Origin of the sequence: Curtobacterium sp. AB7, from assembly GCF_044909335.1 — a bacterium.
Lineage (GTDB): Bacteria > Actinomycetota > Actinomycetes > Actinomycetales > Microbacteriaceae > Curtobacterium.
Genome location: NZ_JBIYED010000001.1, coordinates 1,096,628 through 1,121,492, shown reverse-complemented (window position 1 = coordinate 1,121,492; position 24,865 = coordinate 1,096,628). Strand labels below are relative to the sequence as shown.

The window sequence follows — 24,865 nt, the reverse complement described above, 5'->3', positions numbered from 1 at the left end:
ACCCGAGAACCGTCGCGCAGCCCGAGACTCGGCTCCGCGGACGGCTCCCAGCGGGGGGGCTCAGACGTCGGGGATGAGCCGCTTGCCGAGCGACACGGTGCGGTCGTCGGAGTACCCGAGGGCTTCGTAGAAGCCGAGCACCTGCTCGTTGCCCGCACGGATCTGCAGGTTCACCTTCGGGCAGCCGAGTTCGGTGAGCAGCCGCTCGAACTCGGCCATCAGCGTCCGGCCGAGACCGGAGCCCTGCAGGTCCGGCTGCACGGCGAGGTAGTTCACCCAGCCGCGGTGCCCGTCGAAACCGGCCATCCCCGCGGCGACGACCCCGCCGGTTTCCGACTCCGCCACCAGGAAGAGCTCGGGCTGCACCGTGGCCTTGCGCGCGATGTCGCGGCGCGGGTCGTTCCACGGGCGGACGAGACCGCACGATTCCCAGAGGGCGACGACCGCTTCGGTGTCGTCGGCGCGGAACGGGCGGATCCGGTACTCCATCCCCCCACGTTACTTCGGTGTGGAGAACGTCGTCACCGGGCCGTCGTCGTGATCTGATAGACCTGTCCGACCGACCACCCGATCAGGAGCCCCGTGACCGCACACGACACCATCTCGTCGCGCCGCAGCGCGCGGGACGACGACGGCGGCAGACGGTCCGGGCGCCGCTCCCCCCGGCGACGGCAGACGGTCGGCGGGGCGATCGTCTCGCTCATCGCCGAACTGCTCATCATCGCTGGGGCCGGCACCGGGCTGTACGTGGTGTGGACCGCGTGGTGGACGGACGTCGTGGCGGTCAACGAGCAGTCGAAGCTCGTCGAGGGACTCGACCAGCTGAAGACCCCGGACGGGGCCGGCACCGAGCACCGCGGGACCGCACCCGTGCTCGCCGAGCCGCCGGACGTCACCGACGTGTTCGGCACGATGCAGATCCCGCGATTCGGCAAGGACTACAACCGGCCGATCGGCGAGGGCACGGACCGCGAGAAGGTGCTCAACACCATCGGGCTCGGGCACTACCAGGACACCGCGATGCCCGGCGCTCCCGGCAACTTCGCCGTCGCCGGACACCGCGTGACCTACGGCAAGCCGCTCAACCAGATCGCCGAGCTCAAGACGGGCGACTCGGTCGTCGTGCGGGTCACCGACGCGAAGACGAAGTTCGACGTCTGGTACGTCTACAAGGTCACCGACAGCCAGATCGTCACCCCGGACCACATCGAGACGATCGCGCCGGTGCCGAACAAGCCGGGTGTCGACCCCTCGGCGTCGGACCGGTGGCTGACCCTCACCGCGTGCCACCCGATGTGGTCGGCGGCGGAACGGTTCGTCACGCACGCGAAGCTCGACTACTGGATGCCCGCGTCCGAGGGCACCCCGAAGGAACTCTCGGAGACGGCCAAGTGATCTTCCCCCTGGTGTGGCGGCTGCTGCCCGGCCCCACGTTCCTGAAGGTGCTCGAGCTGCTGGTGCTGCTCGCCGCGATCGTGTTCGTGCTGTTCCAGTGGGTGTTCCCGTGGATCGCGGCGGACATCCTGCCACCGCCGGACGGCACCGTGGAGTCCACGCCGACCCCGTAGCGGTCGACCACGGCGGTGACGGCCGACGGCGGACCGCCGACGGCCGACGGCCGACGGCGTCAGACGGTCGTCGTGACGTGCGAGCCGCCCGCCGCGGTGCGACGCACGGCGATCCGCTCCGGGATCCGCTGCTTGAGCTCCTCGACGTGGCTGACGATGCCGACCTGCCGCCCACCCGCGGTCAGTCGCGACAGCTGCCCGATGACGTCGTCGAGGGTCTCCGGGTCGAGCGTGCCGAACCCCTCGTCGACGAAGAGCGTGCCGAGCGAGACGCCACCGGCCTCGGCCTGCACGACGTCGGCCAGCCCGAGCGCCAGGCACAGCGACACCGTGAACGTCTCGCCGCCGGACAGGCTGCGGGGGTCCCGCACGGTGTCGGTGGTGTGGTCGTGCACGGCGAGTGCCAGTCCGGTCCGGCGTGCCCGTGACCCCGACTCGCGCTCGTCCGAGGTCTCGAGCGTGAACCGCCCCGCGAGCATCCCCCGGAGTCGGTCGTTGGCCGCGGCGACGACGTCCTCGAACCGGCGCATGAGCACGTAGGTACCCAGGGTGATCCCCGTCGGGTTCGCCGCGGTGACCCCGTTCGCGATGTCGGCGAGCCGGACCACGGCGCGGCTGCGTGCCGACGTCTCGTCGCGGGCACGGGTCGCACGGGTGACCTCGGTGGCGCACCGGTCGACCGCGTCGGCGCGGTCGGCCGCGGAGACGGCGACCGCGGAGGCCTCGTCGAGTGCCACGGCGGCACGCGCGCGGTCGGCACGGGCACCGTCGAGGTCGAGGAGTTCCGCGGAGTCGTCCGCCGCGGCGACCACGGCGGGCTCGGCGAGACCGGCCACGACGACGGCCCGCTCGGCGTCGGCCGCGCTGATCCGCGCCCGCAGCCGGTCGGTGTCGTCGGGGTCGAGTCGTCCGGCCCGCGCTGCGGCGACATCGGGGAAGTCCTGGTCGTCGAGGACCCGGTCGACCTCGGCACGGCGGTCGTCGCGGGCACGGATCGCGGTGGCCACCCGTTCGTCGGCCTGCACGACCGCGCGGTACGCCACGAGTCGCTCGTCGAGGAGCTCGACGGCTGTCCGGAGCGTCGCCGGCCGGTCGTCGAGGAGCGCCGCGAGCCGCTCGAGCGCCGCCTCCACGGTGCCGAGCTCGGTGTCGAGCCGCTCGGCGTCGGCGAGCGCGGTCGAGACCAGGACGGTCCGCCGTGCGTCGAGGTCGTTCCGCTCGCGCTGGAGCCGGCCGGTCGTCGTGTCGTGCTCCGCTCGCTGCCGCTCGTGCTGCAGGACGAGCGCGGCAGCGTCGTGCGCGGCCCGGACCCGTTCGTCAGCGGCCACCGTCAGGGTGTCGAGCGTGGCCGCGTCGACCGTGCCGACGACGTCGACGAGCCGCTGGTGTCCGGCGCGCTCGACCGCCAGGTCCGACGCGGCGTCGGCGAGGCGCTGGTCCGCTCGGCGCGTGGCGTCACCGGCGGCGTCGACGGCCTCGGTCGTGGGGTGGTCGTCCTGCGGGGTCGCCACCGACGGGTGCGCCGTCGACCCGCAGACCGGGCACGGGTCGCCGGTCGTGAGCGCCGCGCCGAGTTCTCCGGCGAGCCCGGCGATCCTGCGTTCGCGGAGTGCCCGCTCGGCGGCGAGGGCATCCGTCGCCGATCGGCGCGCGGCGGCGACGGACTGCTCGGCCGTGGCGACCCGCTGCGCCGCGTCGTCGCGCGCCACGAGGTCGGCTCGGAAGGACCGGATCCGGGTGACCTCGTGCGCGGCGGCGTCCGCGTCGGCTGCCGTGCGGGCAGCGGTGCGTGCGGCCTCGACGCTGCGGGCCCGCTCGGCGGGACGGGCGTCGAGTGCGGCGTCGCGTTCGAGCAGCTGCTCGGCGATCTGCTCGGCGTCCGCGGTGGCATCGGCGATGGCGGACCGACGGGCAGCGGCGCCGTCCTCGACCGCGACGAGGTGCCGCACCGCCGACAGGTCGTCGGCCAGGGCGTCGCGTCGCAGCACGACGGCGTCGGCGTCCTCGGTGACCCCGTGGCGATCACGCAGCGACCGGGCGGCCGCGCTGGTCTCGTCGGCGCGCAGGACCGCGGCGTCGAGTCCGTCGGCCACGGCAGCGACCCGTTCGGCGCGTTCACCGAGGGCGACGGCCGACCGGGCGGCGTCGACGGCGGGAGCGTCGTCGTCGAGCGCGGCCCGTCGCACGAGCAGCACCGCGCGTCGTTCGAGGGCGCTCGCACGTGCCGTGACCGCCTGCTCGTGCTCGGCAGCGGTCGTCGCCGCCGCGGCGGCTGCAGCACGGACGGCGGCAGCGGCATCGGCGGCCGCACGGATCGACACGACCGTCGACGGCACGGCGGACTCGTCGGCGTCGTCGAGACCAGCGGCCTGGGCGAAGCGGTTCAGGGCGTCGCGCACGCGGTCGTCGGCACCGTCGACCTCGGCCTGCACGGCACGGCGCCGCGCGGCGAGCTCGTCGGCCGTGCGGTCGTAGACCTGCGTGCCGAACAGGGACTGCAGGAGCTTGCGGCGCTCTTCGCCCGGGGAGCGCAGGAACCGTGCGAACTCGCCCTGCGGCAGCACGACGGTCTGCAGGAACTGCGCGCGGTCGAGCCCGATGATGCGGCCGATCTCGACGCCGACCTCGGGGATGCGTGACGACATCGGTTCGCCGACGGCGTCGGACGGGTTCGCCAGACGGAACAGCTGCACCGACGCCTGCTGCTTGACGGTGCCGGTCCCCCGCTGCTTCGGGCGGTCGTACTGCGGGGTGCGTCGGACCCGGTAGGTCCCTGCGCTGGTCTCGAAGACGAGCTCGACGAACGGCTCCACCGCGGGGTCGGCGTGCTGGCTGTGCAGGCGGTCGGAGCTGGCGTCGGACCCGGCGAGCCCGCCGTACAGGGCGAACACGACGGCGTCGATGATGGTCGACTTGCCGGAGCCCGTCGGCCCCTCGAGCAGGAACACCCCGGAGGCCGCGAGCGCTGCGAAGTCGATGGACACCAGGTCGGGGTAGGGCCCGATGGCGCGGAGTTCGAGTCGGTGCAGGTACATCAGCGGTCCCCCTCACGCTGCAGCGCCAGTGCCGCGGCCTCGTACGCCTCGGTCAGGACGGCGTGTTCGTCGTCGTCGGGGGCGGCACCGGTGGCGAAGGCCACGAAGTCGGCTGCGACCTCGACCGGGTCGGACGTCGCTGTGACCGCACGGGCCGCCGAGGCCGGGCCGCGGTCAGCCGGTTCGTGCGTGATCGCCAACGCGTGCGGGAAGTGGTCCTTCACCCGGGCGTACATGCGTTCGGGGTGCACCGTGTCGGTCACGGCCACCCGTACCCACGCGTCGGCGTCGGCACGGAAGACCCCCGACTCGATGTCGTCGATGCCCCCGCGGACGTCGACCAGGCGGCGCGGCACGGGAGCGGGCACGAGCTCAGCCGAGACGGCACCGGCCGCGTCGAGCTCGGCGATCGTCACCGACTTCTGCTGGTGCCGCTCGCCGAACGAGAACGCCAGCGGTGAGCCGGCGTACCGGATCCGTCCGCCGTCGCCGACCCGCTGCGGGCCGTGCAGGTGCCCGAGGGCGACGTAGTCGAAGCCGTCGAAGACCGATTCGGCCACCCGGTCGACACCGCCGACGCGGATGTCCTGCTCGCTGTCGCTCGGGTCCGCCCCGCCGACGAAGGCGTGCGCGACGACGACGCTGCGGGTGCCGCCCCGCAGCGCGAGGTCGGACCGGATCCGCTCGGTAGCGGCGTGCACGACGGCGTGGTGCGACCGCGCGAGGGGCTCGTCCGGCACGTCGGCGAGTGCGTAACGGGTGAGGTCGGGGTGCAGGTACGGGATGCCGTAGACCGCCACCGGGCCGTCGGCGTCGTCGACGAGCACCGGGTCGGCGATCCGGGCGGGTTCGGCGAGGATGCGGACGCGGCGGTCCATCACACCGGCACCGAAGCCCAGGCGTGCGGCGGAGTCGTGGTTGCCGGGCGTGAGCACCACGGTCGCCGTCTCGGCCAGGCGTTCGAGCACCCGGGACAGCATGCGGACCGCGTCGATCGGCGGGATCGCCCGGTCGTACACGTCACCGGCGATCACGACGAGGTCGACCGAGCGATCCCGCACGAGGTCGACGAGCCAGTCGGTGAACGCCGCCTGGTGCTCGAGGAGGTCGGCACCGAGCAGCGTGCGGCCGAGGTGCCAGTCGCCGGTGTGCAGGATGCGCATGCGGACACGGTAACGCCGGCCAGGGACATCGCCGGACGGCCGCGCGCCGCCTGTGGAGAACTCAGGGCACGCAGCTCGCCGATGCCAGGCCGAGGATCGAGACGACCTTGACCTTGACGGTCTGGGTGCTGGTCGCGGTCCAGTTGTTGCCGAGGTTCGTGCGGAGGTTCAGCGTGTAGGTCGTGCCGAGGTCGAGCAGGCCCGCACCGCCGTAGACCAGTGAACGCTGTCCAGCGGTCGTGGCGGTCGCGAGCTGGGTCGCCCCGTTCATCAGGTCGAAGGAGTTCGGCACGGTCGGGTCCGTGTAGGTCCAGGCGATCGTCACGGTGCTCGACGACGCGGCCGTGCAGGTCAGCGTCGGGACACCGGTGGCCGTGCCCGCCGTGAAGTTCGACACCGGGTTCACGGTCGTCCGCGACCACGGCACGGCCACCGCCTGCGCGGGCACGAGCACGCCGATGCTCCCCGCGATGACGAGGACCGCCGCCGCACCGCCGAAGCGGCGCAGCCGCTGCACGCGACGCTCGTGCACCCGGAGCGAGCGACGGGTGACGACGGTCGAGGTGGCGGACGGGAGGCGCGTCGCGGCGCCGTCCCGCGCCTCCCGGCCGGCGTCGGTCCCGTCCGGCGGACCGTCACCCGACCCGTGGTCGGTGTCGTCCCGGTCCGAGCCGTCGTCGACCGCCGTGAGGCGGCGGAGCGACCCGTCGGCCGTGCAGAGCGCGAGCAGCGCCGTCAGACCGAGTGCGAGCACGACGACCTTCACCCACTCCCCCTGCCGGAGCCACAGGACCGGCGAACCGACGAAGGGGATGCGCAGGAAGGCGACCCCGCGCACGGCCGAGCGTTCGAGCGGCGTGGAGTCCTGCTGCGGGTTCGCGTCGCCCTTGGTGACCAGGGTGCCGTGCGGGCCGTCCTCGACGTAGCGGTGCATGCGGAGGTGACCGGGCTGGTCCGGGTCGTCGGCGAGCAGGATCCTGCCCGTCCGGACCTCGCCCGACGCGACCGGTCGCGAGACGACGACGTCCCCCGGCGTGAGCCGCGGCTCCATCGACCCGGTCATCACCGTGGTGGGTTGCCAGCCGATCAGCGCGGGGGCGGCCGCCCACAGGGCGAGGCCGAGGAGGGTCGCGACCACACCGCGTGCGACGGTGCCGACGACGACGCGCCCCCAGTCGACGACGTCACGGAACACGGCGTGCGGTGTGGGACCACCGTGCACTGCGATGCTGCTCATGACTGCCTTCGACCGGGGGCGCGTTCTCGGGGGTGGCGACCGGGGCTGGCTCGGGCTCAGCCCCGGTCACCGGGTGGGAGGGCTCCCGGCTCAGCTGTTCTGGGCCTCCCAGGTGAGGCCGAGGGACGCGGTGCCGCCCTGCACCGTGTTCGGCGCGGTGCTCGAGACCGTGTAGGTGAAGCGGTAGACGCGCGACTCGGACGCGGAGCCGGTCGGGGCCCAGGTGCCGAGGCCGGTGGCGAAGTTCGTGGAGCCGGTGCCGAACGCGGCGAGGGTGCCGTTGTAGAGCGTTCCGCTGGTCGCGGCCGGGGTGAAGCCGGTGCAGGAGCCGAAGCCACCGCCGGTGCCCTGCTCCACCTGCAGGTTGATGTTGCCCGAGAGGTTGTTCGTGGTGGCCGGGTTCGTGCCGTACAGCTTCACGGTCGAGGCCAGCGAGCCGGTCGACGTGACCGTGATGCAGTTGGCGCCGGTCGAGCCGGGCTTGAGGCCCGTCGCCGTGAAGAGCGCGGTGTTGTTGTCGTCGTCGGTGAGGGCGACGCTGCCGGCGGTCCAGTTGCTGGTCGGGTTGACGGTGGTGGCCGAGAACGCCGAGTAGGACGCGGTCGAGACGACGACACCCGAGGCGACGAGGGCGGCGGGGATGGCGATCCAGGCCGCGAGACGGGCGGCGCGAGGGGTGACACGAGACATTGCGAGAGCTCCTGATCCGGAAACGGTGGCGCCGTGGTCGCGGTGGTTGGTCGCGTCGGTGCCGTGGTGTTTGCTACGACGATCAAGTTACTTTTTCGCCGAGCAGCTCACAAGGGAAGGAACCACCCCCGTGCTGGGGGTGTCTTGACGAGTGAGATACTTGTTGACTGAGTCTTCCCACCCCCTGCCGAGAAGAGCTGCCGATGACGGACACCACCCAGCCCGTCCTGCCCGACACCCTGCCGCCCGCGCCCGTGTCGCCGACCGTCTCCGTGCCGGAGAGCGTGGACTCGGACACCGACCTCGCGAAGCTCCTCACCGCCTTCCGCCTGCTCCAGACGCAGCACGCCCGCGTCCTGCACCACGAGAGCGTCGTGCGTGGGCTGAACGCCACCGACACCCGCTTCGTGTTCTTCCTGGCCGCGGCCGACGGCGAGGGCGTCACCCCGAAGCAGGCCGGCGAGTACCTCGAACTCACCACGGGCGCGATGACGTCGCTCGTCGACCGCCTCGAGCAGCGCGGACACCTCGAGCGACGACCGAACCCGCAGGACCGTCGCAGCGTCCTGCTGCACCTCACCGCCTCGGGCGCCGAGGTCGCCCGGCAGATCGGCGCCGTGTACTCGGACGCCTTCCGCGAGGTCGTCGCCCCCGCCGACCGGGTCCGGCTCGCCGCCGCGTTCGCCGGGCTCGGCGATGCGCTGGACCGCCACTCGCGCGCGGAGACCGCAGCCCGCTCCGCGTGACGATCCGCGTGACCTCGTGTGTCGTGGCGCGCGCGTAGCGTGGTGCCCATGACACCGTCCGAAGTCCTGATCGAAGCGTTCTCCCGCGTCCCCGAGACCGTCGAACGTGCCGTCGACGGCCTGTCCGAGGACCAACTCGCAGCGCGTCCGGCCGCCGGGGCGAACACCCTGGCATGGCTCGCGTGGCACACCGCCCGGGGACAGGACGTCCAGATCGCCGACCTCGCCGGTACCGCGCAGGTGTGGACCGCCGACGGCTGGTACGAGCGGTTCGGCCTGCCGTTCCCGGCCGAGGCCCTCGGCTACGGCATGTCCCGCGACGACGTCGGTCGGGTACGCGCGTCGGCCGAGCTGCTCACCGGGTACCTGCGCGCGGTCCACGACCGCACCGTCGCGTACCTCGGCACGCTCGGCCCCGACGACCTCGACCCCGTGGTCGACGACGCGTGGGACCCGCCCGTCACCGCCGGCGCCCGGCTCGTGAGCATCCTCGACGACTGCACGCAGCACGCCGGCCAGGCCGGCTTCGTGCGCGGGCTGCTGTTCTTCAACCGCTGACGCGGTCGCGCGCTCGCGTGCTCACTTCGTGAGCAGAAATGGTCGGGTCCGATTTCGGGACCGACCATTTCTGCTCACCATGTGACGGACGGGAGGCCCGGTACCAGCTGGTACCGGGCCTCCCGTCGTCCGTGTGGTCGCGACTACCGCGCGGCGAGCTCGCTGACGATGCCGTCACCGGGGGCGGCCTGCACGAGGTCCGCCGCGATCTCGGCGCGCTCGAGGATGCCCTCGATCTTGCGGATGCGACCACGCGGCACGAGGGTCACGACGGTGCCCTCCTTGCCGGCACGACCCGTGCGGCCGGAGCGGTGCATGTAGGCCTTGTAGTCGTCCGGGGCGTCCGCCTGCACGACGAGCGACACGTCGTCGACGTGGATGCCGCGGGCGGCGACGTCGGTGGCGACGAGCACGTTCACCCGCCCGCTCGTCAGGAGCTGCAGGTTCCGGGTCCGGCGCGACTGGTTCAGGTCGCCGTGGAGCGACGTGGCACGGATGCCGGCGTCCTCGAACTGGTCGGCGAGGCGCTCGGCGTAGGCACGGGTCCGGGCGAAGACGATCGTCTTGCCGTCACCGGCGACGAGCTCCTCGAGGACACGGTCCTTCTCGCGCTGCTCGACCACGAGGACACGGTGGTCGATGGTCGAGGACGCCTGGTCCTCACCCGCGACCTCGTGCACGCTCGGCTCGTGCAGGAACTGCTCGACGAGCGCCGCGACCTGGGTGTCGAGCGTCGCGCTGAACAGCAGCTTCTGCGCACGGTTGCCCTGCGGGGTCACCTCGGCGGTCGCGGACAGGATCTCCTGCACCGGCTCGAGGAACCCGAGGTCGCACATGTGGTCGGCCTCGTCGAGCACGGAGATGACGACCTCGCTGAGGTCGAGCTTCCCCTTGTTCATGAGGTCCTGCACACGACCGGGGGTGCCGACGATGATGTCGACGCCGCGCTCGAGCGCGCCCTCCTGACGGCCGTACGGCACGCCGCCGTAGATCTGCGTCGTGAAGAGGCCCACCGAGCGGGCGATCGGCTGCACCGTGCGGTCGATCTGCAGGGCCAGCTCGCGGGTCGGCGCGAGTATGAGCGCACGCGGGGCGCGGCCCATCTTGCGCTTCGTGCCGCCGCCGTGCTCCATGAGCTTCTCGACGAGCGGGGCGCCGAACGCGATGGTCTTGCCGGAGCCCGTGCGGCCACGGCCGAGGACGTCCTTGCCGGCGATCACGTCGGGGATCGTCGCTGCCTGGATCGGGAACGGGCTGCTCGCGCCGAGCTCCTGCAGGGCGCGGGAGATGTTGCCGCCGATGCCGAGGTCGCCGAAGGTCACGCCCTCGACGTCGGACGCCACGGTGGACTCGGCCTGGAGCTTCGCGAGCTTGACGTCGTCGGCGGGGACGAACTTGCCGCGCTCGGGCTCGTCGAAGGAACGGCGGGGAGCGCTGCGGTCGTCGCGGTCGAACTTGCGCGGAGTGCGGTCGTCGCGGTCGAACTTGCGCGGAGCGCTGGGCCCCTGCGAGCCGGTTCCGGCGCGACGCGGAGCTTGCGGAGCGTCGGGACGGCCGTGCGAGTAGGGAGCGTCGCGGTCGAAGCTGCGACGGGGACGGTCGTCGTTGTCACGACGGGGAGCGCGGTCATCACGGTCGAAGCGACGGGGAGCGCGGTCATCACGGTCGAAGCGACGCGGCGCACGGTCATCACGGTCGAAGCGACGCGGCGCACGGTCATCGCGGTCGAAGCGACGCGGGGCGCGGTCGTCGTTGTCACGACGGGGCGCACGGTCGTCGCGGTTGAAGCTCCGCGGCGCACGGTCATCGCGATCGAAGCGACGGGGACGGTCGTCGTTGTCACGACGGGGCGCACGATCGTCACGGTCGAAGCGACGCGGCGCACGGTCATCGCGGTCGAAGCGACGCGGGGCGCGGTCGTCACGGTTGTAGCCGCGACCACCACGGTCGTCGCGCTCCGGGCGGCGCTGGCCGCCGCTGTCGCGGGGCTCCCAGTTCGGGCGCGCGGGGCGCTCGCCCTGCGCCGAGCGGCCGCGACGCTCCTCGGCGTCCCAGCGCTGCTTCTGACGCGGCGCGGTCGGCTCGGCGGCGCGGAAGCCGCGGTGCTTGCTGCTGCGGGCGGCGGGGGTGCCGTTCGGGTGACGGGGACGGTCGGAGGCGCGGTTGTCCGCGCCCTTGTTGTACGGAGCCATGACTGCTTTCTCGGGTGCGCAACGAACCGCAGCGCCCGACAGCGACATCGGCGGGGGCTGCTTGCGGAGAGGGGGTTCATCCCGTCGCGATTCGACGTGATTCCAGCCCTCGAGCAACACACACCCAACAAAAAGCCCGTGATCACGATGTCACGGCGTCGAAGGCCGACCGAGCGAGTCTACGCGACCCCGCGCTCTGATGCCAGCCCCGTCGTCGACCGACGGCCGCGAACGGGACCCGGCCCGTGCCTCCCGGCCTGCCCGTCGGTCAGGACTCGGCGAGCCGCTGTCGCTGCTCGGCCACGTCGAAGTCCGCCTTGGGCCACGAGAGCTGCATGTCCTCGAGGGCCCGGAGCAGGAGCTGCTGCACCGCGAGGCGGGCGTACCACTTGCGGTTCGCCGGCACGACGTACCAGGGCGCCTGCGGGGTCGAGGTCCGGTCGAACACGATCTGGTACGCGTCCTGGTAGCGGTCCCACAGCAGGCGCTCGTCGATGTCGGCCGGGTTGAACTTCCAGTGCTTGTCGGGGCGGTCGAGTCGCTCGCCGAGGCGTTCGCGCTGCTCGTCCTTCGAGATGTGCAGCATCACCTTGACGATGGTGGTGCCCTCGGCGGTGAGGTGGTCCTCGAACTCGGTGATCGCGCCGTAGCGTCGTTCGATCTCGTCCGGTGCCGCGAAGCCCCGGATGCGCTGGATGAGGACGTCTTCGTAGTGCGAGCGGTCGAAGACGCCGAGCTGTCCGGCACTCGGGAGCTGGCGCTCGATGCGCCAGAGGAAGTCGTGCTCGCGCTCCTCGGCCGTCGGGGCCTTGAAGCCCGCGTACCGCACGCCGTTCGGGTCGACCGCACCGACGACGTGCGAGACGATGCCACCCTTGCCGGCGGTGTCCATCGCCTGCAGGACGAGCAGCACCCGGCGCTGGTCGCCGGCGGTCGACGCCGCGTACAGGCGCTCCTGCAGGGCAGCGAGGCGAGAGGCTCCCGCGGCGAGCGCTTCGAGCCCGTCGATCTTGCGGCCGGGGAATCCCGGGGTCGCATCCGGGTCGACCTGGTCGAGGCGGAAGCCCGGTTCGACGCGGAGCAGTGGTTCGGGATCGGCGTTCCAGGCCTTGCGACGGCTCACGGGTCCTCCTGCGGTCCGGGCGGCGGCTGCCCCCTGCTCTCATCCTGGCACTGTCGTGGTTGCAGGGTTGCGCGGTCGGGGTTCCTCCGCTGGGGTGACGTGGCCGGCCTCGGGTGCGGCTACCGTGGAACCGATGAAGTCCGGCCGCCGCACAGTGCTCGCGCTCGTCGCCGCGGTCGTGGCGCTCGGCGCGGTCGCGTCCTGCAGCACGGACCCCGTCGGCGACGAGAACGCGACGGTCACCGCCGACAGCGTCATCTACCCGCTGTCCCTGCAGTACCACGGCATCGACGTCGTCGCGGATGTGCCGTACGGCACGGCTCCGCTACAGCGACTCGACGTCTGCCTGCCGGCCGACAGCGCCCCGGAGACGACCGCGACCCCCACGGCGACGCCGTCCGCCACCCCGACCACCGACCCCGCCGAGGCTGCGGCCAGCACCGGCCGGCCCGCGGTGTTGATGATCCACGGCGGCAGCTGGTCGCACGGCGACAAGGCCACCGCCGCCTACCGGTCGGTGTGCAAGTACCTGGCGTCCGAGGGCTTCGTCACGTTCAACGTGGACTACCGGCTCGCCCCCACCGACCCGTTCCCGGCCGGCCTCGACGACGTCCGGCGAGCGCTCGACTACGTGTTCCGCCCCACCACGCTGTCCACGTACGACGTCGACTCCCAGCGGGTCGGGGTGTTCGGGGGGAGCGCGGGCGGCAACCTGGCGGCGATGCTCGCGGTGACCGACCACGAGTCCGCCGCGTACGCCGATGGCGACCGGATCCGTGCGGTCGTCGACCTGAGCGGCCCCACGAACCTGACGTCACGCTCGACCCGGGCCGACGGGGTGTCCGCGTCCTTCCAGCGCAAGCAGCTGCTCTACCTCGGATGCCGGACCTACGCGAACTGTCCAGCGGCCACCCGGGCGTCGCCGGAGTACCACGTCACCTCGGACACGGCGCCGTTCTTCATCGGGCACTCGACGGACGAGTTCATCCCGCTGTGGGAGTCGCAGGAGTTCGCGGCGACGCTCCGGTCACACGACGTGCCGGTCACGTTCGTGCAGGTCGAGGGGACGGCGCACTCGATCGCGCAGCTCGACGAGGCGATGAGCCGCCGCGTCGCGACGTTCTTCCGGGCCCAGTTGGGCTGAGGCGCGGGCGTGCGCGGGCACGGCCGCGGCCGGGCTGTGTGCCGCCGAAGCGACACTCCTCGCCGACGAGCGGCCGTCCGTGCCGCAAAAGCGACGTCGTGCCGCCGATGTTCGGCGGGAGAGTGTCGCTTTCGCGGGAACGCGCGGGCGCGCTCGCGGGGACGGCCTCTGCCGCGTGCCCCGGGTGGGTGGCACCCGGAGTCGGGACTACTGCCGACAGCCCGCAGGTCGCAGACTTCCGGGGTGACCGACACCTCGACCCGCCCTGCACGCGCCGCCGCGACCCGCTGGGACCGTTCTGCGCTGCAGACCTCTGCGGAGTTGCTGCTCGGGCTGTCGTTCGCCTCCACCATGGCCTTCGGCGGGTACGCGGCCGCGACCGGGCACCTGGCGGTGTTCGCGCAGGCCGCCGGGATCGTCTTCCTCGTCACGCTGACCTGTGTGCTCGTGTCGTGGTTCCGGGCCGTCGAGCGCGAGGAGCGTGCCGACCGGCCCGCCGTCTCGCCCCTCGCCGCGATCGACGCCGAGTACCGCCGCTAGGCGGCCTCGCCCGTCGCCGGTTCGCTCGCCATCCGTCGGTCGGCCCGCCGTTCGCGAGCCCGCTCGACCACGAAGTACAGCGCCGGCAGCACCACGAGCGTCAGCAGTGTCGAGGACACCAGGCCGCCGATCACGACCAGTGCCAGCGGCTGCGAGATGAACCCGGACTTGCCGGTCAGACCGATCGCCATCGGCAGCAGCGCGAAGATCGTCGCCATCGCCGTCATCAGGATCGGACGGAGGCGTCGTGTCGCGCCCTCGATCAACGCCTCACGCACCCGCAAGCCGCGCCGTCGGTACTGGTTGACGAGGTCGATGAGCACGATCGCGTTCGTCACGACGATGCCGACGAGCATGAGCAGGCCGATGAGCGACGCGACGCCGATCGGGACGCCGGAGGCGATCTGCAACAGGATCGCGCCCGTCGCTGCGAACGGTACCGACACGAGCAGCAGCAGCGGCTGGAGCAGGCTCCGGAACGTCGCGACCATGATCACGTAGACGATCAGCACCGCGACCAGGACCGCGAGGCCGAGCTGCGAGAACGCCGACGACTGGCTGGCAGCGACGCCACCGATGGAGGCGGTCGCGCCCTTCGGCAGGTCGAGCTCGTCGACGGCGGTCGTGACGGACTGCACGGCCGCCCCCAGGTTGGTGGCGTCCGGCGACACGGTGATCGTGGCGGTGCGGGCGGCGTTCGTCGTCGTGACCGTGGTGGGACCCTCGGACTCCTCCACCGAGGCGACGTCGGACAGCGGGACGGTGCCGGTGCTCGTCGGGACGTCGAGGGCGCGGAGCGCGGCGATCGTGGTCGGCGGCTCGGGGTCGGCGATGTAGACGTCGAGCGTCGCGTCGTCGATCTCGATGCTGCCGGTGTCCCGCGGTGAGACCGCGGCGGCGACGAGGCCACCCACCTGGGTCTCGGTGAGGCCGAGTGACGCGGCCTTGGCACGGTCGACCCGGACGGCGAGGAACGGCTCGGCGGCGGACAGGTTGCTCGTCGCGCTGGTCGTGTCCGGGACCGACTGCATGGTCTTCAGCACCTGGCGCGACGCGGTCTCGAGCTGCGCCTGGGTCGGCGCGGTCACGTCGACCTCGATGTCGCTGCTGCCGCCGAACCCGCCGCCGGAGGACGCGATGGTGACCTCGCCGACGTCGTCGATCCGCGCGATCGACTTCCGGGCGTCGGCCTGGATCGTCGGCTGGTCGGCCTCGGCATCGGTCGTCACGGCGTACTGCACCGAGGCGCTGCCGCCACCGCCGAACGCCGCCTGGATCGACTGGCCGCTCGTGCCGATGGTGGTCTGCACGGTCTCGACGCCGTCGACGCCCTGGAGCGCCCGCTCGACCTTGCGCGCGGATTCGGACTGGACGGCGAGGCTGGAGCCGGCCTTCAGGTCCTGCGTGACCGTGAACGTGTTCTGCCCCGAGTCGCCGAGGTAGTTCGTGGTGACGAACGGCAGCGTGGCGACCGTGCCGCCGAGGACGATCACGGCGAGCAGGATGACGACGACCGGCTTGCGGACGACCCACCGGAGCACCGGCAGGTACACGCGGCGCAGGCGGTCCACCCGGCCGGCGTCGTGCAGGTCCGCGGCGGAGGCGAGCGCTCCGTCTGGGCGATCGTGCTCGGCACCGACCGCCGACGGTTCCACTGCCGCTTCCGCGTCCGTGGCCGCCGCCGCTGCTGCCGTCGCCTCGCCCGGCTTCACCTTCGACGGGCGCAGCCACCAGTACGCGAGCACCGGGACGATGGTGAGCGAGACGAACAGCGACGCGACGAGCGCCAGGGTGACCGTCACGGCGAACGGACGGAACAGCTCCCCCACGAGTTCGGCGACGAAGGCCACCGGGAGGAACACCGCGACGGTCGTCAGGGTCGAGGCGGTGACGGCACCGGCGACCTCGCGCACGGCCTCCCGCACGGCCTGGCCGCGGTCGACACCGGGGACCATGTGCCGCTTGATGTTCTCGATGACGACGATGGAGTCGTCGACCACGCGGCCGATCGCGATGGTGAGTGCGGCCAGCGTGATGATGTTGAGCGTGTACCCGGCGGCACGCATGCCGATTGCGGCCAGGAGCACCGACGTCGGGATCGAGATCGCGGTGACGAGCGTGGAACGCCACGAGAGCAGGAAGACGAGGATCACGATCACCGCGAAGGCGAGGCCGAGCAGCCCCTCCTCGGCCAGGGAGTCGATCGACTGCTGGATGTAGGGCGCTTGGTCGAAGACGACGGTGAAGCGGGGATCGCCCTCGATCTTGTCCTCGATTCCCGGCAGGGCGTCGCGCACGGTCTTCGAGACGTCGACCGTGTTGGCCTCCTGCGTCTTCGTGATCGAGATCGTCAGGGCCTGCTCGCCGTCCACCCGGCTGATCGAGGTGCGCGGCGACTCCGTGATCGCGACCTTCGCGACGTCGCCGAGCGTGGTGTCGGTCGGGGTGGCGGCGGTCGTGGACCCGCCCGTCGCGGCGTCATCCGTGGGCGCGGAACCGGTCGCACCCGTGCCGCTCCCTGTCGTACCCGTCCCGGTCGCGCCCGCGGCCGTACCGTCACCGGACGCCGTCCCATCGGCACCAGCGGACCCGGCCCCGTCCGAACCCGACGAACCCGACGAACTCGACGAACTCGTCAGCGGCAGCGCACGGATGTCATCGAGCGACGCGATCCGCTCGCCCGTCTGCACCGACAGCGTCGAGCCGTCCTCGGTGATCGTGCCACCGGGGATCAGGGTGCCGTTGTCGTCGAGCGCGTCCGAGATCGCCGTCTGGGTGAGGCCACGGGCGGCGAGCTCGTCTTGGTCGGGCGTGATCACGACCCGGCGGCCGGGGTTGCCGAAGACGTCCGCCTGCCGCACGCCGTCGAGCTTCTCGAGGTCGGGGATCGCCGAGGCCTGCAGCCGGTCGACGAGCTGCTCCTGGTTGCCGGACGCCGAGACCGCGACCTGCAGCACCGGCAGGTCGTCGAAGGACCCGGTGACGATCTGCGTCTGCACCGAGTCGGGCAGCGACAGCGCGTTCACCGCGGTCTGGATCTTGTCCTCGGCGCTCGCCAGGTTCGATCCGTACTGGAACGACGCCGACACCACGCTCTGTCCGGTGGACGAGGTCGCGCTGGTGGACTCGAGGTCCGGGACGACCTGGATCGCCTGCTCGATCTTCGTCGAGACGTCGTTGGACACCACCTCGGGCGTCGCCCCGGGGTACGCGCTGACGATCGCGACCTGCGGGAACTCGACGCTCGGGATGAGCTCTTGCTTGAGGTTCGACAGCGCGATGCCGCCGAAGATCGCGACGACGATGGTGACGAGCGCGATGAGGGCCCGGTTGCGGAGGCTGAAGACCGAGAGGAGGTGCACGTCATCGATCCTCGCAGGACGCGTCTGCGAGCGGCCGGGTTCAGGCCCCGATCAGCAGGTAGAGCCCGAGGACGCCGACGGCTCCGACGACCCCGGTGCCGAGGGCGATCACGCGGCCGACCGACGACCGGGCGGTGGCCACCCCGACGACGAGCACGACGATGCCGACGACGATCTCGACCACCCAGGTGACCGGGCCGGTCGTGGCCACCACCTGCAGCAGCGCCCGTACCCCCTCGCCGATCAGGATCGCGGCGGTGACCCCGAACGCTCCAGCGCGCCAGCGGGTGTCACGGGAGCGGACGAACACGGCGACCGCACCGGCGAGCAGCCCCGCGGGGACGCCGAGCAGCACCCACGGGTTGGTGACGGACAGGAAGTCCGGGTAGCCGCGCAGGTTCGTCGTGGCCCAGTAGCCGACGTGCATGAGTTCGAGCAGCACGACGCCGAGCAGCATCGCGAGCGGCAGGGCGAACCGGCCGGCACGGGCCCCGGCGCCGATGCACAGCGCGACGGCGACGAGGAACCAGGGGCCGGCCGAGTTGGCGACCGACGACAGCGCGGGCACGCTCTGCCCGAACGAGGTCAGCACACCGGCGAGCAGCGCACCGCTCAGGGCCATCGTGACGCGTACCACGGCGGGCACCGCCGGGCACGGCTGCGCGGACGAGGACGTCGGGGACGCAGCAGCGGCCGGAGGACCGGCGGACAGGGTCGCGTTCATGGCAACAGCATCGCCGCAGCCGCCCCGGGCCGCATCACCCCCGGGAGCGACATGGCGGGTGCATCTTCACCCCAGAGGATGACCCCGGAGCACCGCGCCCGCCCCCTCACACGACCGCGGCGAGCGACCCCCGCACCCCGGCGGACTCCCCACCGACCCGAGCCCACGCCCGTTCGAGCACGTCCACCAGACGACCGCGGTCCGCCGGCGCCATCGTGAACGGCACCCGCAGGAACCGTTCGAAGCCGCCGTCCGGGCCGAACACGCCCCCGGACGCCAGCACCACGCCCTCGGACCGCGCGGCCAGCACGAGCGCACTCGACACCGGACGCCCGAGGCCCACCCACGTCGTCAGCCCGCCCGCCGGTGACGGGACGTCCCACTCCGGCAGCCGCGCTCTGAGCGCGCCCACGACGTCGTCGCGAGCTTGTCGCAGGGACTCGCGCCGCGCCTCCAGGACGGCCGCCGTGCGTGGGACCAGCTCCCGCGCGACCAGCTGGTCGAGGACGGGCGTGCCGAGGTCGCCCGTCGGGCGGGCGGCGAGCAGCCGCTGCAGGAGCGCCGGCGCGGCCCGGATCCAGCCGATCCGCAGGCCGCCCCAGAAGACCTTGTCGGCCGACCCGATCATCACGACCGACGCCCCCGACGGGTCCGCTGCTGCCAGCGGCAGCGACGGCGCGCCGTCGATCCGCAGCTCACCCATCGTCTCGTCGGCGACGACCGTCGTGCCGACCGACGCCGCGACGGACAGCAGGAGCTGGCGCGTCGACGGGGACATGGTCGCTCCGGTCGGGTTGTGCAGCTCGGGCATGACGTAGGCGACGGCCGGGGCGGTCCGGCGCAGCGTCGTCTCCAGCGCGGCGGCGTCCCACCCGGTCCGCGCGTCGACGGGCACGCCGACGAGCCGTCCGCCGGCCTCGCGGAACGCCTCGTGCGCGTGCGGGTAGGTCGGCGACTCGACGAGCACGGCATCCCCGCGGCGGACGAGCACCCGCGCGAGCAGGGCGATGGCGTGCTGCGCGCCGATCGTCACGATCACCTGGGACGGGTCGGTCGGCAGTCCGCGCTCGGTGTACCGGTCGGCGATGGCGGCGCGGAGCCCGGGGTCGCCGACGGTGTCGTACCCGATGCCGGCGAGCGCCGCGGGGACGTGCCGCACCGCCCGCTCCACGGCCTCGGCGACCCCCGGTGCCGAGTGCATCGCGGCCTTGCGCAGGTCGAGCAGCTCGCCGTCGACCACCCCGCCGAGCCGTTCCGGGTCGGGTCGACCGATCAGGGACGCGGGCAGGTGGACCACACTGCCGGAGCCACGGACGGACACGACGAACCCGTCGGACCGCAGTCGGGCGTACGCGTTCGCCACGGTCGTGCGGGAGATGCCGAGCGCGGTCGCGAGCCCGCGCTCCGCCGGCAGCCGCACGCCCTGCGCGACCCGGCCGTCGATGACGAGGACCCGGATGGCGTCGGACAGAGCCTCGTACGCGGGGGCGTCGGTGCCGTCCCGCCAGTCGGTGAGCAGCAGTGCAGCAGATCGAGCACTCAACAGCACGGGTGTCATGGGTCCACGGTAGCGCGATTGGCCCTCGACCAGCAGTCCAATCCGCATCGACGATGAACCCATGCCCCGCAGCACCGCCCTCACGTTCCGTTTCGTCCAGCTCTTCGTCGGTCTGTTCCTCTACGGCGCGTCCACCGCGCTGCAGGTCCGCGCGGTGGTCGGAGTGAGCTCGTGGACCGTCCTGACGCAGGGCCTCGAGAACGTGGTGCCGTGGTCGTTCGGTGTCATCACCGTCGTGTCGAGCGGCGTGATCCTGCTGTTCTGGATCCCGCTGCGCCAGAAGCCCGGCATCGGCACCCTGCTGAACGCGCTCGCGATCGGGCCGAGCGCCGACCTGGTGCTCTGGCTCGTGCCGGAGCCGTCCGGGCTGCCCGCCCGGATCGCCCTGTTCGTCGCGGGACTGGTGCTGCTCGCCATCGCGACGGCGTTCTACATCGGCGCGGGGTTCGGCACCGGGGCCCGTGACGGCCTGATGGTCGGACTGCACGAGCGCCTCGGCTGGCCGCTCTGGCTCGCACGCACCCTGGTCGAGGTGTCCGTCGTGGTCGTGGGCTGGATCCTCGGCGGGAACGTCGGCGCCGGCACCGTCATCGCCGCCTTCGCGATCGGCCCGATGGTGCAGCCGCTCATGCCGTTCTTCCGCCGGTTCCCGTGGAGCCCCGAGCGCCGGGTCGTCCGGGAGGCTCGCCCCACGTCCGTCGCGCATGCTTCGTGAGCAGGAATGGTCGGGTCACCGGGCCCCACCCGACCTTTTCTGCTCACCATCCGCCCGGCACCCTTGCGGAGCGTCGAGTCGCGATATAGCGTGACCTCCACAGACGCGATACATCGCGAGTTGGAGGAAGCACCATGGCACAGGAGAAGTGGCTCGTCGACGAGCCCAAGGTCATCGACACCGGCATCGTCCGCACACTCCGCGTCGGACTCGTCGGTGGTCAGGTGGACGTCGTGGCACACGACGAACCCACCGCCCGGGTCGAGGTCCACAGCGTGTCCGGCAAGCAGCTGAAGATCGAGGTCGACGGCGACACGCTCACCGTCGACCACCCGCAGATCCGGTGGGACGACCCCATCGGGTTCCTCAAGTCGTTCCGCGGCAAGGCCCAGGCGGACGTCAGCATCCTGGTCCCCCGCGACGCCTCGGTGAACCTCGGCGTCGTGTCGGCGGGTGCGCTGCTGTCCGGCACGAACCGCGGGGCGATGCTCAACACGGTGTCCGGCGACCTCGTCGTCGACGGTGTCGCCGGCGACGTCACGGTCAACGCCGTCTCCGGTGCGACGACCATCCGCGAGCTCGACGGCGCCCTGACGGTCCACACGGTCTCGGGTGACGTCGTGGCCACGGGCGAGATCCCGCGGTTCCAGGCGGACGGTGTCTCGGCGGACGTCGTGCTCGACCTGCACGGCGTGCCGGAGTCCGCGCGGGTCAACACGGTCTCCGGTGGCGTGAGCGTCCGGCTCGAGGACGGTGTCGCCTACCAGTGCACCGTCAGCACGGCGTCCGGCAAGCTGCAGTTCGACGACTCCGAGATCCGCGGCGTGCGCGGCTCGTACGTGAAGCAGGGCGGCGAGCTGGCCGGCCAGTGGCTCGACCTGCGCGTGAACTCGGTGTCCGGCGACATCGCGGTGCTGCACGCCCCGCCGGTCGCCGCCGAGCCGACCGCGCCCCCGGCACCCCCGGCACCCCCGACGGTCCCGACCGACGACGGCGAGGTGCCCGCATGAGCCCCGTCTTCGCCCACGGCCACCTCCGCCTGTACCTGCTCGTGCTGCTGGCGGACCACCCGATGCACGGCTACGAGCTCATCCAGGCCCTCGGCGACCGGTTCGGCGGCACCTACGTGCCGAGCGCCGGCACCGTGTACCCGCGGCTCGCGAAGCTCGAGGAAGAAGGCCTCGTCTCGAAGACCGCCGACGGCCGCAAGACCGTCTACGCGATCACCGATGCCGGGCGCAGCGAACTCGCTGCCCGCGCCGACGAGATCGCCGCGGTCGAGTCCGGGGTCGCCGACTCGGTGAAGTCCCTGGCCGACGGCGTCCGCGCCTCGGTCGGCGAGGCGATGCGCTCCCTCCGTGCGGATCTCGCCGCGTCGGCGGAGAGCCCCGGCACCGGATCCCACGAGGACCCCGTCTCGGTCCCGTCGGAGAGCGCCCGCGCCCTGCGCGAGCTCGAGATGGCGCTGTCGTCGTTCCGGCAGCAGGTCCGCGCGGACCTGCGCCGTCGTGCGACCCGCGGCACGCTCCGTGCGGACACCGTGACGCGCCTGCGTGACGGCCTGGAGGCCCTGCGCAAGTCGCTCTGACGGCCCGCGGCCGACAGGCGGTCGCGACCCGTGCCTCCCGGCCGCCCGTCGCACCGCGTCGCGCCCGGCGCACCGCCCCGTCCACGGAACCAGGTTCCGGACACAGCACCACGCCCATCCGTGGTGTCGTGACCGGAACCCGGTTCCGTCACGGCACGGAGGCGAACCCGTCCAACGCGGCGGCCACCGTCAGACGCTCCCCGTCCTCGATCCTGGTGATGGTCGTGCGCACGGCGGCGAGCTGCCGGGCGAGGCGGTCCCGCTCGCGTTCGAGCCAGGCGACGTGCGCGGTGAGGGCGGCGACGTCGTCCGGTTCGCCGTCGAGGACCCGGCGGATGTCGGGCAGCCCGAGGCCGAGGCTGCGCAGCAGCAGGATGCGCTGCAGCCGGACGAGTGCCCGGTCGTCGTAGCGGCGGAGTCCGCCGTGGCCGACGGCGGTGGCCGGCAGCAGTCCGATGGCGTCGTAGTGGCGGAGCGTGCGGCTCGACACCCCGGCGGATCGCGCCACGTCGGCGATGCCGTGGGGCGCTTTCGCAGCTGCGGTGGCGATGTCTGACGGATCCCTCATGCAGCCCACCGTAGAGGTTGACGCGGCGTCAACCGCAAGGGGTGATCGGGGTGCGGAGTCGACGACACGCGACCGGCGGGGAATGACCGCCCGGGCACCCGTGTTGACTCCCGCCCGGAACTGAGTAGGTTTGCCGCTCGTGACGAACGAGGTCCGGTCGCTGAAAGCGCGACTGATCGGGGATCCCCTCCCCTCCGAGAAGCTCGAAGGACAGCTCCTCCCGAAGCACCTGGCACTGCCGATCTTCGCGAGTGACCCGCTGTCCTCCGTCGCGTACGCACCGCAGGAACTGCTGATGATCCTGCTGCTCGGCGGGATGTCGTTCCTGACGTTCGCGCCGTGGGTGGCCGCCCTCGTGGTGCTGCTGCTCGTGGTGGTCGTCGCGTCCTACCGGCAGCTCATCAAGGCGTACCCGTCCGGCGGCGGCGACTACGAGGTCGCGCACCGGAACCTCGGCGAGAAGGCCGGGCTGGTCGTCGCGAGCGCGCTGCTCGTCGACTACGTGATGACGGTCGCGGTGTCGGTGGCCTCCGGTGTGGACAACATCATCTCTGCGCTGCCGATGCTGAACGACTTCCGCGTCGAACTCGCGCTGGTGTTCGTCGTGCTCCTCGCCGCCACGAACCTGCGCGGCGTGCGGGAGTCGAGCAAGGCGTTCGCCATCCCCACCTACCTGTTCGTCGCGTCGGTCTTCGTGATGGTGGTCACCGGTCTGGTCCGGGTCGCCGCCGGGCACGCCCCGGTCGCCGAGTCGGCCGGGTACACCGTCGACAACGTGGAGCACACCACGCAGGCGGCGTTCATCCTGCTGCTCCTCCGCGCCTTCGCGTCCGGCTGCTCGGCCCTGACCGGCGTCGAGGCCATCGCGAACGGTGTGCAGGCCTTCCGGCGCCCGAAGATCAAGAACGCGCAGGCGACCCTGGTGGCGATGGGCGGCATCGCGATCGTCCTGTTCATCGGGCTCATCACGCTCGCGCTCGTGTCCCGCGTGCACTACGCCGAACGCGCCTGCGACCTGCAGGGGTTCGCGGACTGCGCCACGACCCCGCAGCGCTCCCTCATCGCCCAGATCGCCGCGGCGACGTTCGGGGACAACTCGGTGCTGTTCTTCGTGATCCAGGCGACGACGGCCGCGGTCCTGCTCCTCGCCGCGAACACGGCGTTCAACGGGTTCCCGCTGCTCGGCTCGATCCTGGCCCGCGACTCGTACGCCCCCAAGGCCCTGTCCACCCGCGGCGACCGGCTCATCTACTCGAACGGCGTCATCGTGCTGGCGCTCGTCGCCGCGGCGCTGCTCGTGGTGTACCGGGCGAACGTCACCAGCCTCATCCAGCTCTACATCATCGGCGTCTTCGTGTCGTTCACGCTCGGGCAGACGGGCATGGTCGTGCACTGGACGCGCCTGCTGCGCGCGGACCGGTCCGGCACCGCCGACCCGTCCGTCAACCGCGCGCAGGTGGTGCGCTCCCGCACCATCAACGCGATCGGTGCCACGTTCACCCTGGTCGTCCTGGTCATCGTGACGATCACCAAGTTCACGCACGGCGCCTGGCTCGTGTTCCTGATCATGCCGATCCTGTACGTGCTCATGCTCGGCGTGAACCGCTACTACCGCGACGTCTCGCACGAGATCGAGGCCGACGTCGAGACCGAGTTCGGCGCCACCGGCGACCACGCCGTCGTGCTGGTGAACAAGCTGCAGAAGCCCGTGCTCAAGGCCCTCGACTACGCGATCGCCGCCGAGCACGCCAGCTGCGAGGCGGTCCACGTCGCGATCGACGACGCCGACGCCCAGCACCTGCGCGACCAGTGGGCCGAGTACGGCATCCGGATGCCGTTGACCATCGTGCCGAGTCCGTACCGCGACATCTCGATGCCGCTCATCAAGTACATCAAGGCGCACCGACTCGAGCACGGCTCCGAGGTCGTCACCGTCTACACGCCGATCTTCATCGTCGGTCACTGGTGGGAGGGCCTGCTCCACAACCACCGCGGCCGTCGCATCCGCAAGAAGCTCCTGCTCGTGCACGGCGTCACCGTCGCGCTGGTGCCGTGGCTGCTCGACTCGTCCGAACTGCTGTACGGCCGCCGGTCGCGTCCGCTCCCCGGCCAGGAGCGTCGCGGCGAGCCCGTGCGGCCGCCGCTCCGCCGGTCCGCCGCCGGCTCGGCCGGAGCGCCGGTCGACGGTGTCGCCGACGACCGCCTGGCCCGGTCCGCGCAGCGGAACAGCCTGCAGCCGCGTCGCGCGACCCGTCCGGCCGGTCCCGCCGAGGGCGTCGACCCCGCACAGTGCACCGGCGAGCTGCACGCGCTCGTACCGACCTCGCCGCGCCGGGGCGACGAGTCGTAGCATC

21 protein-coding genes are annotated in these 24,865 nt (G+C 72.2%); 10 read left to right on the top strand and 11 right to left on the bottom strand.

Translation table 11 applies throughout. The features are described 5' to 3' along the window. Positions 1 to 60: 60 nt before the first annotated feature. Entirely contained in the window at positions 61 to 489 is a 429-nt protein-coding gene (locus ABH929_RS05545) for a GNAT family acetyltransferase (protein WP_404560424.1), read from the bottom strand. Positions 490 to 582: 93 nt separating this feature from the next. Here ABH929_RS05545 and ABH929_RS05540 point away from each other — a divergent pair, with 93 nt between their 5' ends. Then, positions 583 to 1,395 carry a class E sortase gene (locus tag ABH929_RS05540; RefSeq protein ID WP_263091639.1) on the top strand — a complete coding sequence of 271 codons (813 nt, stop codon included), beginning with the start codon at positions 583 to 585 and terminating at the stop codon, positions 1,393 to 1,395. Next, positions 1,392 to 1,568 (top strand): hypothetical protein, encoded by a 177-nt coding sequence (locus ABH929_RS05535; RefSeq protein WP_159573240.1) that lies wholly within the window; start codon positions 1,392 to 1,394, stop codon positions 1,566 to 1,568. Before ABH929_RS05540 ends, ABH929_RS05535 begins: the two co-directional genes overlap by 4 nt. 59 nt (positions 1,569 to 1,627) lie before the next feature. Here ABH929_RS05535 and ABH929_RS05530 read toward each other — a convergent pair whose 3' ends face one another. The 4 genes from ABH929_RS05530 to ABH929_RS05515 form a co-directional block, all read right to left on the bottom strand. Further along, positions 1,628 to 4,603 (bottom strand): AAA family ATPase, encoded by a 2,976-nt coding sequence (locus ABH929_RS05530; RefSeq protein WP_404560423.1) that lies wholly within the window; start codon positions 4,601 to 4,603, stop codon positions 1,628 to 1,630. Further along, a complete protein-coding gene (locus ABH929_RS05525; protein ID WP_404560422.1) occupies positions 4,603 to 5,766 on the bottom strand; it encodes an exonuclease SbcCD subunit D in 1,164 nt (387 codons plus the stop codon). The genes ABH929_RS05530 and ABH929_RS05525 overlap by 1 nt, the downstream gene beginning before the upstream one ends. Before the next feature lie 61 nt (positions 5,767 to 5,827). Then, on the bottom strand, positions 5,828 to 7,003 hold the full coding sequence (locus tag ABH929_RS05520) for a S24/S26 family peptidase (RefSeq protein ID WP_404560421.1): 1,176 nt from the start codon (positions 7,001 to 7,003) through the stop codon (positions 5,828 to 5,830). A 90-nt stretch (positions 7,004 to 7,093) separates the two neighbouring features. Next, positions 7,094 to 7,693, bottom strand: coding sequence for a hypothetical protein (locus ABH929_RS05515; RefSeq protein ID WP_111085548.1), 600 nt, complete (start codon positions 7,691 to 7,693; stop codon positions 7,094 to 7,096). 203 nt (positions 7,694 to 7,896) lie between these two features. Here ABH929_RS05515 and ABH929_RS05510 point away from each other — a divergent pair, with 203 nt between their 5' ends. Together ABH929_RS05510 and ABH929_RS05505 are read left to right on the top strand one after the other, a co-directional pair. Next, the gene (locus ABH929_RS05510; protein ID WP_205463939.1) at positions 7,897 to 8,439 is read left to right on the top strand and encodes a MarR family winged helix-turn-helix transcriptional regulator; all 543 of its coding nucleotides are present in this window, start codon (positions 7,897 to 7,899) and stop codon (positions 8,437 to 8,439) included. Between the two features lie 48 nt (positions 8,440 to 8,487). Further along, the gene (locus ABH929_RS05505; protein WP_123293670.1) at positions 8,488 to 8,997 is read left to right on the top strand and encodes a DinB family protein; all 510 of its coding nucleotides are present in this window, start codon (positions 8,488 to 8,490) and stop codon (positions 8,995 to 8,997) included. A 143-nt stretch (positions 8,998 to 9,140) separates the two neighbouring features. Here ABH929_RS05505 and ABH929_RS05500 read toward each other — a convergent pair whose 3' ends face one another. Further along, positions 9,141 to 11,189, bottom strand: coding sequence for a DEAD/DEAH box helicase (locus ABH929_RS05500; protein WP_404560420.1), 2,049 nt, complete (start codon positions 11,187 to 11,189; stop codon positions 9,141 to 9,143). 268 nt (positions 11,190 to 11,457) lie between these two features. Then, the gene (locus tag ABH929_RS05495) at positions 11,458 to 12,312 is read right to left on the bottom strand and encodes a polyphosphate kinase 2 family protein (protein ID WP_404560419.1); all 855 of its coding nucleotides are present in this window, start codon (positions 12,310 to 12,312) and stop codon (positions 11,458 to 11,460) included. A gap of 133 nt (positions 12,313 to 12,445) precedes the next feature. On the opposite strand from ABH929_RS05495, the gene ABH929_RS05490 reads away from it, so the two are divergent. Both ABH929_RS05490 and ABH929_RS05485 read left to right on the top strand, forming a co-directional pair. Next, a complete protein-coding gene (locus ABH929_RS05490; RefSeq protein ID WP_404560418.1) occupies positions 12,446 to 13,456 on the top strand; it encodes an alpha/beta hydrolase in 1,011 nt (336 codons plus the stop codon). A gap of 243 nt (positions 13,457 to 13,699) precedes the next feature. Then, a complete protein-coding gene (locus ABH929_RS05485; protein ID WP_404560417.1) occupies positions 13,700 to 13,996 on the top strand; it encodes a hypothetical protein in 297 nt (98 codons plus the stop codon). On the opposite strand, the gene ABH929_RS05480 is transcribed toward ABH929_RS05485, so the two are convergent. The 3 genes from ABH929_RS05480 to ABH929_RS05470 form a co-directional block, all read right to left on the bottom strand. Further along, positions 13,993 to 17,358 (bottom strand): efflux RND transporter permease subunit, encoded by a 3,366-nt coding sequence (locus ABH929_RS05480; RefSeq protein ID WP_404560416.1) that lies wholly within the window; start codon positions 17,356 to 17,358, stop codon positions 13,993 to 13,995. The genes ABH929_RS05485 and ABH929_RS05480 overlap by 4 nt on opposite strands. Before the next feature lie 40 nt (positions 17,359 to 17,398). Further along, a complete protein-coding gene (locus ABH929_RS05475) occupies positions 17,399 to 18,082 on the bottom strand; it encodes a DUF6518 family protein (RefSeq protein ID WP_263091647.1) in 684 nt (227 codons plus the stop codon). Between the two features lie 106 nt (positions 18,083 to 18,188). Further along, positions 18,189 to 19,640, bottom strand: coding sequence for a PLP-dependent aminotransferase family protein (locus tag ABH929_RS05470; RefSeq protein WP_404560415.1), 1,452 nt, complete (start codon positions 19,638 to 19,640; stop codon positions 18,189 to 18,191). A 61-nt stretch (positions 19,641 to 19,701) separates the two neighbouring features. Between ABH929_RS05470 and ABH929_RS05465 the strand changes: the two genes are divergently transcribed. From ABH929_RS05465 to ABH929_RS05455, 3 genes are all read left to right on the top strand, one after another. Then, positions 19,702 to 20,355, top strand: coding sequence for a YitT family protein (locus tag ABH929_RS05465; RefSeq protein WP_404560414.1), 654 nt, complete (start codon positions 19,702 to 19,704; stop codon positions 20,353 to 20,355). A 134-nt stretch (positions 20,356 to 20,489) separates the two neighbouring features. Next, positions 20,490 to 21,365 carry a DUF4097 family beta strand repeat-containing protein gene (locus ABH929_RS05460; RefSeq protein ID WP_404560413.1) on the top strand — a complete coding sequence of 292 codons (876 nt, stop codon included), beginning with the start codon at positions 20,490 to 20,492 and terminating at the stop codon, positions 21,363 to 21,365. Continuing rightward, entirely contained in the window at positions 21,362 to 21,943 is a 582-nt protein-coding gene (locus tag ABH929_RS05455; protein ID WP_205463931.1) for a PadR family transcriptional regulator, read from the top strand. The genes ABH929_RS05460 and ABH929_RS05455 overlap by 4 nt, the downstream gene beginning before the upstream one ends. A gap of 148 nt (positions 21,944 to 22,091) precedes the next feature. Here ABH929_RS05455 and ABH929_RS05450 read toward each other — a convergent pair whose 3' ends face one another. Then, positions 22,092 to 22,511, bottom strand: coding sequence for a MerR family transcriptional regulator (locus ABH929_RS05450; RefSeq protein ID WP_404560412.1), 420 nt, complete (start codon positions 22,509 to 22,511; stop codon positions 22,092 to 22,094). Between the two features lie 130 nt (positions 22,512 to 22,641). Between ABH929_RS05450 and ABH929_RS05445 the strand changes: the two genes are divergently transcribed. Continuing rightward, the gene (locus ABH929_RS05445; protein ID WP_404560411.1) at positions 22,642 to 24,861 is read left to right on the top strand and encodes an APC family permease; all 2,220 of its coding nucleotides are present in this window, start codon (positions 22,642 to 22,644) and stop codon (positions 24,859 to 24,861) included. The last annotated feature ends 4 nt before the right edge of the window (positions 24,862 to 24,865 follow it).

Coding starts and splice junctions, on each gene's coding strand:
- ABH929_RS05545 (WP_404560424.1), bottom strand. CDS start 489: ATGGAGTACCGGATCCGCCCGTTCCGCGCCGACGACACCGAAGCGGTC.
- ABH929_RS05530 (WP_404560423.1), bottom strand. CDS start 4,603: ATGTACCTGCACCGACTCGAACTCCGCGCCATCGGGCCCTACCCCGAC.
- ABH929_RS05525 (WP_404560422.1), bottom strand. CDS start 5,766: ATGCGCATCCTGCACACCGGCGACTGGCACCTCGGCCGCACGCTGCTC.
- ABH929_RS05520 (WP_404560421.1), bottom strand. CDS start 7,003: ATGAGCAGCATCGCAGTGCACGGTGGTCCCACACCGCACGCCGTGTTC.
- ABH929_RS05515 (WP_111085548.1), bottom strand. CDS start 7,693: ATGTCTCGTGTCACCCCTCGCGCCGCCCGTCTCGCGGCCTGGATCGCC.
- ABH929_RS05510 (WP_205463939.1), top strand. CDS start 7,897: ATGACGGACACCACCCAGCCCGTCCTGCCCGACACCCTGCCGCCCGCG.
- ABH929_RS05505 (WP_123293670.1), top strand. CDS start 8,488: ATGACACCGTCCGAAGTCCTGATCGAAGCGTTCTCCCGCGTCCCCGAG.
- ABH929_RS05500 (WP_404560420.1), bottom strand. CDS start 11,189: ATGGCTCCGTACAACAAGGGCGCGGACAACCGCGCCTCCGACCGTCCC.
- ABH929_RS05490 (WP_404560418.1), top strand. CDS start 12,446: ATGAAGTCCGGCCGCCGCACAGTGCTCGCGCTCGTCGCCGCGGTCGTG.
- ABH929_RS05475 (WP_263091647.1), bottom strand. CDS start 18,082: ATGAACGCGACCCTGTCCGCCGGTCCTCCGGCCGCTGCTGCGTCCCCG.
- ABH929_RS05470 (WP_404560415.1), bottom strand. CDS start 19,640: ATGACACCCGTGCTGTTGAGTGCTCGATCTGCTGCACTGCTGCTCACC.
- ABH929_RS05465 (WP_404560414.1), top strand. CDS start 19,702: ATGCCCCGCAGCACCGCCCTCACGTTCCGTTTCGTCCAGCTCTTCGTC.
- ABH929_RS05460 (WP_404560413.1), top strand. CDS start 20,490: ATGGCACAGGAGAAGTGGCTCGTCGACGAGCCCAAGGTCATCGACACC.
- ABH929_RS05455 (WP_205463931.1), top strand. CDS start 21,362: ATGAGCCCCGTCTTCGCCCACGGCCACCTCCGCCTGTACCTGCTCGTG.
- ABH929_RS05450 (WP_404560412.1), bottom strand. CDS start 22,511: ATGAGGGATCCGTCAGACATCGCCACCGCAGCTGCGAAAGCGCCCCAC.